This window comes from Desulfuromonas thiophila (assembly GCF_900101955.1).
GTDB classification, from domain to species: Bacteria; Desulfobacterota; Desulfuromonadia; order Desulfuromonadales; family Desulfuromonadaceae; genus Pseudodesulfuromonas; species Pseudodesulfuromonas thiophila.
The window spans coordinates 22,418-36,497 of the sequence record NZ_FNAQ01000007.1; the positions used below are offsets into that span (position 1 = coordinate 22,418).

The 14,080-nt window shown below is 65.1% G+C and carries 14 protein-coding genes; 13 read left to right on the plus strand and 1 reads right to left on the minus strand.

The annotated features are described in order from the left end of the window. Positions 1–39 precede the first annotated feature (39 nt). From lpxB to BLR80_RS13320, 13 genes are all read left to right on the plus strand, one after another. Positions 40–1,257: a lipid-A-disaccharide synthase gene (gene lpxB, locus BLR80_RS07565; RefSeq protein ID WP_245691410.1), complete on the plus strand. Its 1,218-nt coding sequence runs from the start codon at positions 40–42 to the stop codon at positions 1,255–1,257. Then, the gene (msbA, locus tag BLR80_RS07570; protein WP_092078141.1) at positions 1,254–3,002 is read left to right on the plus strand and encodes a lipid A export permease/ATP-binding protein MsbA; all 1,749 of its coding nucleotides are present in this window, start codon (positions 1,254–1,256) and stop codon (positions 3,000–3,002) included. The genes lpxB and msbA overlap by 4 nt, the downstream gene beginning before the upstream one ends. Continuing rightward, complete coding sequence (locus BLR80_RS07575; RefSeq protein ID WP_092078144.1) at positions 2,999–3,664, plus strand: lysophospholipid acyltransferase family protein; 666 nt, start codon at positions 2,999–3,001, stop codon at positions 3,662–3,664. The genes msbA and BLR80_RS07575 overlap by 4 nt, the downstream gene beginning before the upstream one ends. After that, entirely contained in the window at positions 3,648–4,949 is a 1,302-nt protein-coding gene (locus BLR80_RS07580; protein ID WP_092078147.1) for a 3-deoxy-D-manno-octulosonic acid transferase, read from the plus strand. The genes BLR80_RS07575 and BLR80_RS07580 overlap by 17 nt, the downstream gene beginning before the upstream one ends. Then, positions 4,946–6,049 (plus strand): tetraacyldisaccharide 4'-kinase, encoded by a 1,104-nt coding sequence (gene lpxK, locus BLR80_RS07585; RefSeq protein WP_092078150.1) that lies wholly within the window; start codon positions 4,946–4,948, stop codon positions 6,047–6,049. The genes BLR80_RS07580 and lpxK overlap by 4 nt, the downstream gene beginning before the upstream one ends. A 158-nt stretch (positions 6,050–6,207) precedes the next feature. After that, positions 6,208–6,390 carry a Trm112 family protein gene (locus tag BLR80_RS07590; RefSeq protein ID WP_092078153.1) on the plus strand — a complete coding sequence of 61 codons (183 nt, stop codon included), beginning with the start codon at positions 6,208–6,210 and terminating at the stop codon, positions 6,388–6,390. Next, positions 6,387–7,436, plus strand: a complete 1,050-nt coding sequence (waaF, locus tag BLR80_RS07595) for a lipopolysaccharide heptosyltransferase II (RefSeq protein ID WP_245691412.1) — start codon at positions 6,387–6,389, stop codon at positions 7,434–7,436. The genes BLR80_RS07590 and waaF overlap by 4 nt, the downstream gene beginning before the upstream one ends. Continuing rightward, on the plus strand, positions 7,433–8,503 hold the full coding sequence (waaC, locus tag BLR80_RS07600; protein ID WP_092078155.1) for a lipopolysaccharide heptosyltransferase I: 1,071 nt from the start codon (positions 7,433–7,435) through the stop codon (positions 8,501–8,503). Before waaF ends, waaC begins: the two co-directional genes overlap by 4 nt. A gap of 25 nt (positions 8,504–8,528) precedes the next feature. Continuing rightward, positions 8,529–9,104 carry a D-sedoheptulose-7-phosphate isomerase gene (locus BLR80_RS07605; RefSeq protein ID WP_092078255.1) on the plus strand — a complete coding sequence of 192 codons (576 nt, stop codon included), beginning with the start codon at positions 8,529–8,531 and terminating at the stop codon, positions 9,102–9,104. A gap of 4 nt (positions 9,105–9,108) precedes the next feature. Continuing rightward, positions 9,109–9,765, plus strand: a complete 657-nt coding sequence (locus BLR80_RS07610) for a lipopolysaccharide kinase InaA family protein (RefSeq protein ID WP_092078158.1) — start codon at positions 9,109–9,111, stop codon at positions 9,763–9,765. Positions 9,766–9,772: 7 nt separating this feature from the next. Then, on the plus strand, positions 9,773–10,882 hold the full coding sequence (locus BLR80_RS07615; RefSeq protein ID WP_092078161.1) for a glycosyltransferase family 4 protein: 1,110 nt from the start codon (positions 9,773–9,775) through the stop codon (positions 10,880–10,882). After that, positions 10,882–11,700, plus strand: coding sequence for a lipopolysaccharide core heptose(I) kinase RfaP (gene rfaP / locus BLR80_RS07620; RefSeq protein WP_092078164.1), 819 nt, complete (start codon positions 10,882–10,884; stop codon positions 11,698–11,700). The genes BLR80_RS07615 and rfaP overlap by 1 nt, the downstream gene beginning before the upstream one ends. Beyond that, positions 11,697–13,208 (plus strand): glycosyltransferase family 39 protein, encoded by a 1,512-nt coding sequence (locus BLR80_RS13320; protein WP_092078166.1) that lies wholly within the window; start codon positions 11,697–11,699, stop codon positions 13,206–13,208. The genes rfaP and BLR80_RS13320 overlap by 4 nt, the downstream gene beginning before the upstream one ends. Positions 13,209–13,276: 68 nt before the next feature. Here BLR80_RS13320 and BLR80_RS07630 read toward each other — a convergent pair whose 3' ends face one another. Continuing rightward, positions 13,277–14,056 (minus strand): polysaccharide pyruvyl transferase family protein, encoded by a 780-nt coding sequence (locus tag BLR80_RS07630; RefSeq protein ID WP_092078169.1) that lies wholly within the window; start codon positions 14,054–14,056, stop codon positions 13,277–13,279. Positions 14,057–14,080 lie beyond the last annotated feature (24 nt).

The following is a 14,080-nucleotide window of genomic DNA, read 5'->3' on the forward strand; positions in this document are numbered from 1 at the left end:
CCGCTGCGCTCTGCCCTGCCTCGATTCGCGGAATCGCCCATGTCTTCCATGCCGTCCCCATTCCCTTATGGCGCCAGTCCGCAGCTGAGTCTTGCCACCGATCCCGACTGTCGCCGGGTGTTGCTGGTGGCTGGTGAGGCGTCTGGCGATCTGCTCGGTGCCCATCTGGCCCAGGCCCTGCTGCGCCAGGATTCACGGCTGCAGCTCTATGGTCTGGGCGGTGAACGCATGGCGGCGGCCGGCTGCCGCTTGCTGGCACCGGCCAGCGCTTTGTCGGTCATGGGGCTGGTGGAGGTGGTGCGTCATCTGCCGCGGATTCTGGCGGTGTTCCGCCTGCTGACCGGGGCTTTGCGCGGTCCGCTGCGACCTGATCTGGTGATTCTGATCGATTCGCCGGATTTCAATCTGCCTCTGGCGACACGGGCGCGCCGCGCCGGTGTGCCGGTACTGTATTACGTCAGTCCCCAGGTCTGGGCCTGGCGCGCCGGCCGGGTCAGACGCATTGCCCGTGATGTTGCCAAACTGGCAGCCATTCTGCCTTTTGAACCCGCCTGCTATCAGGGCTTGCCTCTTGATGTGCGTTATGTCGGCCATCCTTTGCTGGATGAGGTCGATCGTGCCGGCGCCGAACCACCGCTGCCGGCGGCAGCCTGGCCGGAACGGACCACTGCCTGGCCGCTCATCGGACTGTTTCCCGGCAGCCGGCCGACGGAGCTGGCCTTTTCCGTGCCGCTGCTGCTGGAAACCGCCCGTCGTCTGCGCCAGATTTATCCGACAGCTGCGTTTATTGTTCCGCTGGCCCCCGGTCTGGCGGCCGCACCCCTGCGCCAGGCTATCACCGCCGCTGGTCTGCCGATTCGCCTGACCGACGCCAGTGTCTACGCTGTCGCGCGGTCGTGCACGCTGGTGCTGGCGGTGTCCGGTACCGTCACCCTGCAGGTGGCGCTGATGGAGACGCCTTTGATTCTGTTCTATCGCACGGCACCGCTGTCCTATGCTCTGGGCCGCCTGCTGGTGCGTATCCGCCATTTCGGCCTGCCCAATATCATTGCCGGTCGCCGGCTGGTGCCGGAGCTGCTACAGCATGAGGCCAGCCCTGAGCGGCTGGTGGCCGAGGCGCGGCGTCTGCTTGATCAGCCGGCCCTGGTTCGACAGCTGCGTGATGAACTGCGTGGTCTGCGTCAGCAGATGGGCACACCCGGTTGTGCCGAGCGGGTGGCCGCCATGGCCTTCGAATTGCTGGGACAGCGGCCATGAAGCCGCCGGTCCTGCAGGTCTATCGCCGGCTGCTGACCTACTCGCGACCCTACGCCCGCCGGATCGTTGTGGCCATGCTGGCTTCGCTGGGCGTGGCGGCGACGGATGTTGGTGTCGCCAAGCTGGTGCAGCCGCTGGTCGACGAGGTGCTGGTGCGGCGCGAGCTGTGGCTGGTCAACCTGGTGCCACTGATCGTCATCGGCCTGGCCCTGCTCAAGGGCCTGTCCCGTTATGTGCAGGAATACTTCATCAAGACCGCTGGCCAGCTGGTGGTGCAGGATCTGCGCAACGATCTCTATCGTCATTGCCTGCGCCAGTCGCTTGGCTTCTACAGCCAGACGCCGGCCGGTGCCCTGGTGTCGCGTGTGGTCAACGATGTCGGCATGCTGCAGAAGTCGGCTGCCGATGAACTGGTGGCCATGGTGCGCGAGGGCCTGACCCTGGTTGGTCTGGTGGGTCTGCTGTTCTACAATGACTGGCGCCTGGCGCTGGTGGCCTTTGTGGTGTTGCCGGTGGCACTGGTGCCGGCCAGCCATATCGGGCGGCGCATCAAGAAGTATGTCCACAAAAGCCTCTCCAACATGGGCAATTTGACCGGAATCCTGCACGAGGCCTTCAGTGGCATCAAGGTGGTCAAAGCCTTTACCGGCGAGGAGACCGAGCGGCGCAAGTTTGAGGATGAAAATCTGCGTTATTATCAGCGGCTGGTCAAGGTGATCCGTTACGATTCGGCCACCGCGCCGTTGGTGGAGTTGCTGGCCTCTTTTGGCGCCGCTGGCGTGCTCTGGTATGGTATTCATCGGGTGATGAACGGCGCCATCAGCCAGGGCGAGCTGTTTTCCTTTGTAACCGCCATGGGCATGATGTACGGCCCGATGAAGCGCCTGATCAAGACCAATAACGTTATCCAGAAGGCTGTCGGCGCTGCCGAGCGGGTGTTTGAAATGCTCGATCAGGCGCCCGGTCTGGTTGATGCCCCTGACGCGCTGACGCTGGCGCCGGTGCGTGGCCAGGTCTGCTTTGAACGGGTCTGGTTCGCCTATCAGGGCGAGGACTGGGTGTTGCGCGATTTCAGTCTGGTCGTGCCGCCGGGTCGGGTGGTGGCACTGGTTGGCGCCAGTGGTGCCGGCAAGTCGACCCTGATCGCGCTGCTGGCCCGTTTCTACGCCCCGCAGCGCGGCCGCATTCTGATTGATGGCTGCGACATCGCCGGGCTGACCCAGACCAGTCTGCGGGCCCAGATGGCGCTGGTGGATCAGGAAACCTTTCTGTTTCACGACAGTCTGCGCAACAACATCCGCTATGGCCGGCCGCAGGCGACTGATGCCGAGGTGGAGGAGGCGGCCCGGCAGGCCTATGCCGATGAGTTCATTCGTCAGCTGCCCGAGGGCTACGACACCCCGATCGGTGACCGGGGCGTGCGTCTGTCCGGCGGCCAACGCCAGCGCGTCTGTATTGCCCGCGCGATTTTGCGCGACGCCCCGATCCTGTTGCTTGACGAGGCTACCAGCGCCCTCGACAGCGAAAGCGAAGCGGTGGTGCAACAGGCGCTGGTCAACCTGATGCGGGGCCGCACCACCTTTGTGATCGCCCATCGGCTGTCGACCATTCGCCATGCCGACGAGATTCTGCTGCTCGAAGACGGCCAGCTGCTTGAGCGTGGCCGCCACGACCAGCTGCTGGCGGCGAGGGGCGCCTATCACCGGCTCTACAGTTTGCAGTTTCATGACCAGGTGGCGCCATGAAGGCGGTTGTCAACCGCCTGCTGTTATGGCTGGCGCCACCGCTGGCGGCTGTGCTGATTCGCTGTATTCATTACACCAGCCGCTGTACCGTGGAGGGCGCTGACCAGCTGGAGCGCCTGTGGCGCCAGGGCCACTACGCCATTTTGTCGTCCTGGCACGACCAGCTGTTACTGCTGGTGCGGGGCTATGGCGGTCAGGCCCGGATCCTGATCAGTCCGTCCTTCGATGGTGAACTCATTGCCCGCACCATGGCCTGTTTTGGCCATCAGGCGGTGCGCGGTTCGTCCAGTCGGGGCGGCCGGGCGGCGTTTCGCCAGTTGCTGCAGCTGGCGCGGCAGCCCGGTGAACTGGTGATCACGCCCGATGGCCCGCGCGGTCCGCGTCATCAGATCAAGGAAGGCGTCGTGCAGTTGGCACGGTTGTCCCGTCGGCCGGTGGTGCCGCTGGCGCTGGCCTGCAACCGGGGGCATCGCTTTGCCTCCTGGGATCGTTTTTTGCTGCCGTATCCCTTTGGCCGGCTGGTCTATGTTTATGGTGAACCGCTCTGGTGCGCTGCCGACGAGCCGCCGCAGGTGTTTCATGCCCGGCTGACGGCCGCGATGGCGGCGGCCAGCCAACGGGCCCGGCAGATTCTGGAGGCTCAGGGTGTATCTGCTGTATGATCTGCTTGTCAGCCTGACGCTGTTGCTGCTGGCACCCGGCTATCTGGTGCTGGGCTGGTTGCGTCGCAAGCCGCGCCAGGGTCTGGCCCAGCGTCTGGGATGCTTTCCGGCGGATCATTTTGCCGCCCTGCGCGGTCGGCCGGTAATCTGGATTCACGCGGTATCGGTTGGCGAGACCCGTGCTGCCGTACCGCTCATTCGCCACTTGCGGCAGCGCTGGCCACGGGCTGCGCTGGTGCTGTCCAGTGTCACCGAAACCGGTCACCAGATTGCCGGCGGCATTGCCGAGGTGGACGCGCGGCTGTATTTCCCGGTCGATAGCGGCCTGGTGATCCGCCGGGTGCTCGACCGGGTGCAACCTGACCTGGTGCTGATTGTTGAAACCGAGCTGTGGCCGCAGTTCATTCGGCAGTGCCATTTGCGACGGATTCCGCTGGCGCTGGTCAATGGTCGCATCTCCGATCGCTCGTTCCCGCGCTACCATGCCGTGCGCCGCCTGCTACGGCCGTTGTTGAGCCAGATCGCCTGTTTCTGTATGCAGTCCGCCATTGACGCCGAGCGTATTGCCCGCCTGGGCGCGCCGGCCGAACGCATTCTGACCACGGGCAATCTCAAATTCGATCCCGCTGGTGCCTGCCTGCCCGACCAGGATGACGCCGCTTTGCGGGTGCAGTTCGGACTGGCGCCGCAGGTACGGGTGCTGGTGGCTGGCAGCACCCACGAGGGCGAAGAGGAGGCGGTACTGAGCGCTTTCCGCCAGCTGCGCCAGCGCGGCCACGAGCTGCTGTTGATTCTGGTGCCGCGCCATCCGCACCGTTGCCGTGCCCTGGCCGACCTGCTCGACAAAAACGGCCTGCCCTGGCGGTTGCGTTCGGCCGCGCCAGCCGAGCCTTTGGGCGCTGGCGCCGTGCTGCTGGTGGACAGCATTGGCGAGATGCTGCACTTTTATGCCCTGGCCGAACTGGTGTTTGTCGGTGGCAGCCTGGTGCCGGTTGGCGGGCATAATCTGTTGGAGGCGGCGCTGCTGCAAAAGGCAGCCCTGCACGGCCCGCACATGCACAATTTTCGGGAGATCGCCGCCTGGATCGGTCAGGCCCAGGGATTCGGTCTGGTGCAGGACGTGGCCGATCTGACGGCGCAGCTTGACCATCTGTTGCGTGACCCCGAACGTTGCCGCCGCAGCGGTACCCAGGCTTGGCAGTTGCTGCAGCGTCACGCTGGCGCCAGTGCCCGTACCCTTGAGGCGTTGCAGCCGCTGCTGCAGCGGCGCGGAATCGACTCATGAAGCCGCTGCTTGAGTGCGGCTGCCGCCGAATGCTGCTGGAGGGGCCGACGACGCCAGCCGAAGCCGCTCTGTTGGCGGTGCTGGCTCCGCTGGGGCGAATCTATGGTGGGCTGATGGCGCTGCGCCGCTGGGTCTATGCCCAGGGTTTGCTGCCGCAGGTGACGCCGTCGGTGCCGCTGATTTCTGTCGGCAATCTGCTGGCGGGTGGAACCGGCAAGACACCGCTGGTCAGCTATCTGGTCGATCTGCTGCAGCGACACGGCTACCGGGTCGCCGTGCTCAGTCGCGGTTATGGCGCGAGCGGCCTGCGGCGCGACAGTGTGCGGCTGGTTTGTGCCGGTAACGGCCCGTTGCTCACGGCCGAACAGGCCGGTGACGAACCCTACCTGCTGGCTCGCCGCCATCCGGCCGCGGTGGTGGTCAGTGCGCCACGCCGCAGCGCCGGTTTGCGCTGCGCCCTGGCACAGGGCCCCATCGACCTGGTGCTGCTCGATGACGGTTTTCAGCATCTGGCCCTGCGGCGCGACCTTGATCTGGTGCTGCTCGATGCCCGGCGGCCACTGGCCACTGGCCGGGTGTTGCCGGCCGGTTTGCTGCGCGAGGCGCCGGCGGCCCTGCGCCATGCCGATCTTTTGCTGCTGACGCGCTGTCCTCTGCCATTGCCGCCACCGTTGGCGCTTCTGCCTGAGCGACCCCAGGTGCGCTTTGGCCAGCAGCTGGCGTCGCACATGCAGGATCTGGCCGGTGCCTGCCGGCCGCTGCACGACTGTCGGGGGGGCCGCGTGGTGGCTTTCGCCGGCATTGCCGCGCCGGAGGATTTTTTTGCTGCCCTGCGCCAGCAGGGTATCGTGCCGGCTGCTACCCTGGCTTTGGCTGACCACAGCCGATACGATAGGGCCCAACTGGAACGCATTCAGGCCCTGGCCGCTGGTGCCGACTGGCTGTTGACCACCGAAAAGGATGCCGTCAAGCTGCGTGCCACCGATTTTGACCGACCCTGCTATGCGGTTCCCTTGGAGCTGGTCTGTTACGATGAAGCGCTGCTGGCCGCGCCCTTGCTGACCCTGGCTGAGGCGGGCCGCCACCCAACAGGCTGTTGACAAACAGCCTGTAGAGCCCATGGACGGGAGACCAAAATCAATCCTTGCTCCGTAATGGATTGATTTTGTGAGCAAGACGGAACTCGCATTTTCGGCTTGCATCGTTGAAAAAGTCCCGGATGGGACTTTTTCAACCTCCTGCTGAGGAGTGAAGATTGATGGAACTGGAGACGATGATCGATCTGTTGGTATGTCCCCGCTGTCATGGAGGCTTGCAGTTGCAGGGCCAGCCGCCGCAGCAACTGCTGTGTCACGCCTGCCGGCTGGCCTATCCGGTGCGCGAGGGGATTGCGTTGCTGCTTGTTGAGGAAGCGCAGCCCCTGCCGGCGGAGGCGCGGTGAAACCGGCCTTTGCCGCCTTGCAGCCGCGTCATTTGCTGGTACGGCAGACCAATTGGATTGGCGATGCGGTCATGACCACGCCGGCGCTGGCGGCGCTGCGGGCCCATTTCCCGCACAGCCGCATCGTGGTGCTGGCCAATCCGCTGGTGGCGGAGCTGTTTGTTCACCATCCCCATGTGGATGCGGTACTGCGCTACGAGAAACAGGGCTGTCATGGCGGGGTCGCCGGTCTGTGGCGCCTGGGTCGCGAATTGCGCCCGCAGGGGTTTGAAGCCGCCCTGCTGCTGCAGAATGCCTTTGAGGCGGCGCTTATCGCCCGCCTGGCCGGCATTCCCTGGCGGGCCGGTTATCGCACCGATGGCCGTGGCCTGTTGCTCAGCCATGGCGTAGCACGGACGGCGGCGGATAAAAGACGCCACCATACCGACTATTATCTGGAATTGCTGCGTCGCTTGGGGCTAAACGCGCCGGCCGCGCCGTTGCTGCTGGCGTGTACCTCGGCCGAACAGGACGCGGCGCGTACCCTGCTGGCGGGCCAGCGGCCTGTTGCCATTAATCCGGGAGCGGCCTACGGTAGCGCCAAACGCTGGTTGCCGGAACGCTTCGCCGCCGTGGCCGATGCCCTGGCCGACCGCTACGGTGTGCCCATTGTGCTGACCGGCGGGCCGAACGAACAGGCCATCGGGGCGGACATTGCCGCTGCCATGCGTTTCCCGGTGCAGAATCTCATCGGCCGCACCAGCGTGCGTCAGTTGATGGCGTTGCTGCAGCAGTGTCGTCTGTTGGTGACCAACGATTCCGGTCCGATGCATGTGGCGGCGGCCTTTGGGGTGCCCTTGGTAGCGGTGTTCGGCTCCACCGATCACCGCACCACCTCGCCACTGGCGGCCAATGTGCGCATCGTGCGCCAGGCGGTGGATTGCGCTCCCTGTCTCAGGCGGCAGTGTCCGACGGATCATCGCTGTATGACAGCCATCAGCGCTGACATGGTCGTGGCCGCCGCCGGCGAGTTGCTCGATGGTCTCAGTGCTGAGGGAGCCGCGTGAAGATTCTGATTGTCAAGGTCAGTGCCCTGGGCGATGTGGTCCACGCCCTGCCAGTGCTGGCCTATATCCGGGCGGCGGAACCGGCTGCCGAGGTCGACTGGCTGGTGGAGGAGGGTTTCGCGCCGCTGTTGCGGGGCCATCCCCTGCTGCGGGCCGTGCTGCCGCTGCAGACCCGCCGCTGGCGCAAGCTGCCGCCGCTGGCCCTGGCGCGGGAGTTTTTTGCCTTTGTGCGTCGGCTGCGCGCCGAGCGTTACGATCTGGTGCTGGATCTGCAGGGCAACAGCAAAAGCGGTCTGGTCACCCTGCTGGCGCGGGCCACGGCCAAATACGGCTATGATCGCCGGGCCGTGCGCGAATGGCCCAACCTGCTGGCGACTCGCCAGCGGGTGAGCCTGGGAGCCGCCGATTACCACGTTGGTCAGCGTGCCCTGGCGCTGGTGCGGGCGGCCCTGCCGGCGGCGGTTCAGGTCGCTTGCGCTGGTCCCCTGACGGTTGATGACCAGGCCCGCCGCGAGGTGGCCGATCAGCTGCGCCAGCTGGGGTTGCCGGCGGGGCGGCGTCTGATTGTCTGCCACTACGGCACCACCTGGCGGACTAAGCTGTGGGCGCTGGAGCACTGGCAGACCCTGGTAGCGCAGTTGGCGGCGCGGCCGGACGCGGTGCCGCTTTTGACTTGGGGTAACGCCGAGGAACAACAGGCGGCTGCCGCGATTGCCGCGCTGGCGCCGGGCGCGCTGCTGTGGCCGCGTGGCAGTTTGCCACAGCTGGTGGCGCTGCTGGCCGTCGCCGATCTGGTGGTGGGGGGCGACACCGGCCCGGTTCATATCGCCGCCGCTGTTGGCACGCCGACGGTGTCCCTTTATCGGGTGACCGATGCCCGCCGCAATGGTCCGCTGGGAAGAGAACATCGCTGCCTGCAGGTGCCGCTGGCCTGTGCCGCCTGTCTGCGCAAAGACTGCCCGCAGCAGCAGGTTTGCGCCAGCGCGATTGCTCCGGCCACGGTGCTGGCGGCCATCAATGAGCTGCTGCCGGAAACCGGTCAGCCGCCTAAAGAAAAGAGTCTATGACATGGAAATAACAGAGAAAAACTGTATGGAAGCGAAGATCCGCCAGCATCTGCGGCGTCATATTGCCGTGTTCGAGCAGCAGGTGCTGCCCCTCAGTGGTCAACTGGCGGCCTGCGCCGAACGGCTTTGTGCCTGTCTGCGGGCCGGCCATAAGGTGCTGGTTATGGGCAATGGCGGCAGTGCCGCCGACGCCCAGCATCTGGCGGCCGAGCTGGTTGGCCGTTTTCTGAAGAATCGGGCGGCGTTGCCTGCAATCGCATTGACGACGGACAGCTCAATTCTGACGGCGGTCGGTAACGATTTTGGCTTCGAGCAAGTGTTTGCCCGCCAGGTCGAGGCTCTGGCCGGTGCCGGCGATGTTGTTATCGGTATTTCCACCAGTGGCAACTCGCCCAATGTGCTGCGTGCCATTGAAGTGGCGCGCCGGCGCGGTTGCGTTACCCTGGCCTTTACCGGTCGCGCTGGCGGCGAACTGGCGCGCCAGGTTGATCTGGCGTTGACGGTGGCCGTGCCGGAGACGCCACACATCCAGGAAGCTCACCTGACCTTCATCCATATTCTCTGTGATCTGGTGGAGCAGGAGCTGTTTCCGCAGGACTGAGGCGATGAAATGGTTGCCACCGGCCGAATACCAGCGGCTGGTGCAGAACAGTCGCCAGTTGGAGGCGGATGCCTTCGGGCCCAAGGTGCTGCTGACCGGCGAGGGCCTGGTGGTCAAGATCTTCCGCCGCAAGCATTTGTTGTCGCGCGAGTTGCTGTCGCCGGCGGCCTGGCGTTTTGCCCGTCACGCCCGTCGGCTGCAGCGCCGCGGTATTGCCAGCCTGCAGGTGGAACGGCTGGCCCGCTGTCGCCGGCCGGCCTGCAGCCTGGCCTGGTACGTCTGGCTCGATGGCGAACCCCTGCGTCAGCACTGTCGCCGGCCCGACACGGATCAGACGGCACTGCTGCAACGGCTGGGCACTTTCGTGGCGTTGCTGCACCAGCGTGGCGTTCTGTTTCGTTCGCTGCACTGGGGCAACATCCTGGTGCAGCCCGCTGGTGACTTTGCCCTCATTGATGTCCTCGACCTGCGTCTGCAGCGCCGCCCTTTGAGCCTGCGCCAGCGCCGGCGCAATTTCCTTCATCTGCTGCGTTATGCCCAGGATGCCCAGCTGTTCCAAAGCCAGGCCGAAGCCTTCTGGCGCGGTTACGCCATGATCACTGAGCTGTCGGCTGTGGCTCTGCAGGCGCTGCGGCAGACTCCGATCATCTCGCGAAAGTAACCGATTCATGCGACTGGCTTTTGCCCTGTTCAAGTATTTCCCCTATGGCGGCCTGCAGCGCGACTGCCTCAAGATTGCCCGCGAGGCGCAGCGGCGCGGCCATCAGGTGCAGCTTTTCGCTCTCGAAGCCCAGGGTGAACTGCCGGCCGATGTGCCGCTGACCTGTCTGCCGGTCAGCGCGCGGGTCAATTACCGGCGCTACGAGCAGTTTGCTGTTGCCTTGCAACAGCGCCTGCGGCAGGAACCCTGCGATGTCCTGGTGGGCTTCAACCGCATGCCCGGTCTTGATTTCTATTTCGCCGCCGATCCCTGTTTCGCCCTGCGGTTGCGTACCCGACCCTTCTGGTATGGCTGGCTGCCGCGCAGTCGCAGTTTTTTGCGGGCTGAGCGTGCCGTTTACGGCCGTGACAGCCTGACCCGCATTCTGACCCTTAGCACCTTTGAGCAGCCCGCGCTTCGGCAGATCTACGGCACCGCCGCTGAGCGGTTTTATCTGCTGCCTCCCGGTGTGGCGTCGGATCGGCTGGCGCCGCCGGATTATGACCAGCGGCGGGCCGGTTTTCGTCGCCAGCTGGGCCTCGGGCCGCAGCAGAAACTGCTGCTCATGGTGGGTTCCGGTTTTCGTATCAAGGGGGTCGACCGGGCTCTGACGGCCCTGGCCGCCTTGCCACAACCCCTGCGGCAGCGTTGCCAGTTGCGGATTCTCGGGCGTGACAACCAGCGCCCGTTTGAACGGTTGGCGCGTCAACTGGGGCTGGCGGAGCAGGTACAGTTTCTCGGCGGCTGCGATGACGTGGCCAATTTCATGTTCGCTGCCGATCTGCTGCTGCATCCGGCCCATCGCGAAGCCGCCGGCATGGTTCTGGTGGAGGCTATCGCCGCCCGCTTGCCGGTGCTGGTGACGGACAGCTGTGGTTACAGCCAGCATATCGCCGATTCCGCCGCCGGTCTGGTGCATCGCAGCCCCTTCGATGGCCGGCGCTTTGCCCGCGAGCTGGAACAGATGCTGACCAGCGACCCGGCTATCTGGCAGACGGCGGCGACAACCTATCTGGCACGCACCGATCTTGTCGGTCTGGCCGCGCGGGCCGTCGATCTCATCGAACAGGAGGCGTGATGCTGATTCTGCCGCCCGAGTGGCGCCAGCTGTGGCCGGATTGCGATCCCTTCGACGCCCTCTTCGCCCTGCAGGGTGAGGAATTCCGCAACATGGATGGTCGTCGCACCCTGCGTTTCGAGCTGCTCGGCCGCAGCTATTTCGCCAAGCTCTACAGCGGTCTGGGTTGGGGGCGGCTGCTGGGCAGTCTGTTGCGCTTGCGTCGGCCACCTGTGTCGAGCGCCTCCAATGAATGGCTGGCCTGCCAGATCCTCGCCCGGCTGGGAGTCGAAACCCTCAAACCGGTGGCCTACGGCGAACGCGGCCGTAATCCGGTGACGCGGCAATCCTTTCTGATCACCGAGGAACTCAAACCAACGATCAGCCTGGAGGATTTCTGCCGTGACTGGGCACGCCAGCCGCCGCCCGTGCGCCTGAAACGGGCACTGATCACGCGTCTTGCCCTCATCAGTCGGACGCTGCATGAACAGGGCATTAACCACCGTGATTATTACCTGTGTCATTTTCTGTTGCAGGTAGCGGACGGCGCGACCGTTGATCCCGCCGATTTTCATCTCTACCTTATTGACTTGCACCGGGTACAGTTCCGCCAGCGGCTGCCGTTGCGCTGGCGGATCAAGGATCTGGCCGGGCTGTACTTTTCCAGCCTGGGCATGGGCCTGACGGTGCGCGACTACTGTCGTTTTATCCGGCTGTACAGTGCGTTGCCCCTGCGCCAGGCCCTGCGCCGCCAGGCGCGTCTGTGGCGCCGCGTCGAACGTCGTGGCGTTCAGCTGCGGCGGCGTTTTGTCCGCAAATATGCGCCGGGCCTGTCATGAGCGAGCGGTTGTCGGCCATTGCCGGCCATCCCCGTCGCCTGCTGGGACTGATCCTGCTGCTGTCGCTGCTGCTCAAGCTGCTGCTGTTGTGGAGCGATCCGGTGGTCAACCGCGATGCCGCCGTCTATGTCGCGGCTGCCCGCCACTATGCTCAGGGTCAGTTTGGTGCTGGCCTGGCCCAGTATCCAATGCCGCTCTATCCGCTATTGCTGGCCGCAGTGCATGGCTTGGTGCCCGACTGGATTCGCGCCGGCCAACTGCTCAGCAGTCTGGCGCTGGTACTTTGCCTGCTGCCGCTCTACAGCCTTGGCCGTCGCCTGTTCAGCCCTGCGGCGGCTTTGGCTACCTGTCTGTTGTTTGCCCTGCTGCCGACGTATAATGAGGCGGCCGTTTTCTTGCTGCGCGATCCCCTGTTTCTGCTGCTGGCGCTGGCCTGCCTGGCACAGCTGGCGCGCTACAGCGCCCGGCCGGGGATCGGCGGGGTGTTTGTCACGCTGTTGCTGGCGCTGCTGGCCACGGCCCTGCGGATCGAAGGGCTGCTGTTGTTGGCTCTGCTGCCGCCGCTACTGCTGCTGATCACGGCGGCGAACCCGGCGCCGGGCTGGCGATTGAAGCAGGTCTTGCGGGCTGGCCTGTTGCTGGTGCTGCTGCTGGCGTTGTTCTGGGAGCTGGGGTGGCTGGAGCTGGCCGGGGTTTCGCGGCTGGGAGAGGCTCGCCAGTGGCTGGAAGGCCTGGTCCGGCTGGAGCTGTTCACCGATTACCGCCAGTTGCTTGACCAGATCAAGCAGCTGCAGCGGCAGCTGCCCGGCGGCCATCTGGCCAACAACCTGCTGGAAGTGACGCGCCACTATGCGCCACTGATCTACCTGCTGGGCCTGGTGGAAATGCTGGCCACGGCGCTGTTGCCGGGTACCCTGCTGGCTCTCTGGCCACTGTGGCGTGCCGGCCGAGGTTTCTGGTCTCCAGCCCGGCAAGTACTGCTCTGGCCGCTGCTGGCCTTCGTGGCACTCAATCTGCTGTTTTGCCTGGTGCACAATTTCACCACCGGCCGTTATCTATGGTTGCCGCTGGTGCTCTGCCTGGTGCTGGCCGGTGAGGGTCTGCAAGGCTGGCGGCAGTGGCTGGCGTCGCGTCCTGCGCTGCTGGCGCTGCTGCTGGTGCTGGTTTACGGGGTACCGGCGGCCAAGACCCTGGCCCTGGCGCAGCAGGCTGACAAGAACCACAGCATCCGCCAGGCCGGTTACTGGTTGCGGCACAACGATGCGCCGCAGCGTTTGCGGCTGCTCAGCAACGACAGCCGCTTTGGGCTCTATGCCGACCGGCTGGCTCTGCCGTGGGACAGGGAACTCGCTGAACGGTTGAGCTTTGCTGAGACGCTGCCGGCGGTTGATCTGGTGCTGCTGGCGCTGCCGGCGCGGCAGCGGCTGGTGTTGCCCGCCGGGCTGGTGGAACGGGCGACCTTTCACGATGGTACGATGCAGGTGCTGGTACTGGCGCCAGGCGACTGAGCGGTGTTGGCTGCAGGGGAAGCGAACGGCGAAAAGCGCTCAAAAAACCGGATAAGGGGAGAATGGCGTCAGCGTAGCGGAAAGGTGTCGTACAGCTGTTTTTGCACCTCGGCCAGGCCGGGACGCTGATAGGTGGCGCACCAGTCGGCTACCTCGGCGGGAGTCGTGGCGGGGCCGAAGGGCAGGGGGCGCAACGTTTCAAGGCCGAAGACGGAGTAGTAGTCAGCAAACTTGAAGTCGTTGCCGCGCACGGCGTCGGACAGCTTGATCCAGCCGTTGGGAATCTGCAGGGCGTCAGCCACGATCAGGCCGTGCAGGCTGGACGACAGGACGAAGTCACACTGACTGATCTGGCTGAGGAACTCACGGGTTTCGGAAAAAATGTCGATAACCTGTACCCCGGCCTGTTTGGCAAAGGTCGCTACTGCCGGATGTTGCTGATCCTTGTAGTGGGGTACGATGCCAACCCGCCAGCGCTTGGCGGACGCTTTGTCAGGCAGCAGCAGCGGGCAGAGCAGGCCGGGGTCGCCCAGAACCCTGATGCTGCGGTTGCGTAGTGCCGCCGCTGTCAGCCGGCCGCGCACGGCGTGGATGTGATGCGGCGTACGGAAGGGCGGCGCCTGACCGATCAGGCCGCTGCCCCAGACATGCACCCGGTGGCTCCAGAAGTGGTTTTTCAGCCGCTGCAGAATGCTGCCGACCGCCACCAGATCGCAGCGGTTGGGTTTGGCGTGAACTACTGGCCGGCCGCTGATAGCCTCGCACAGCACTGGCGAGAGCCAGTCGCCAAAATTCTTGCGGCCATCCTTCAGGCCCGACGACCAGTACAGCTTCAGCGGTTTTTTCATCGGAAACTCCGGCGTGGAGACCCC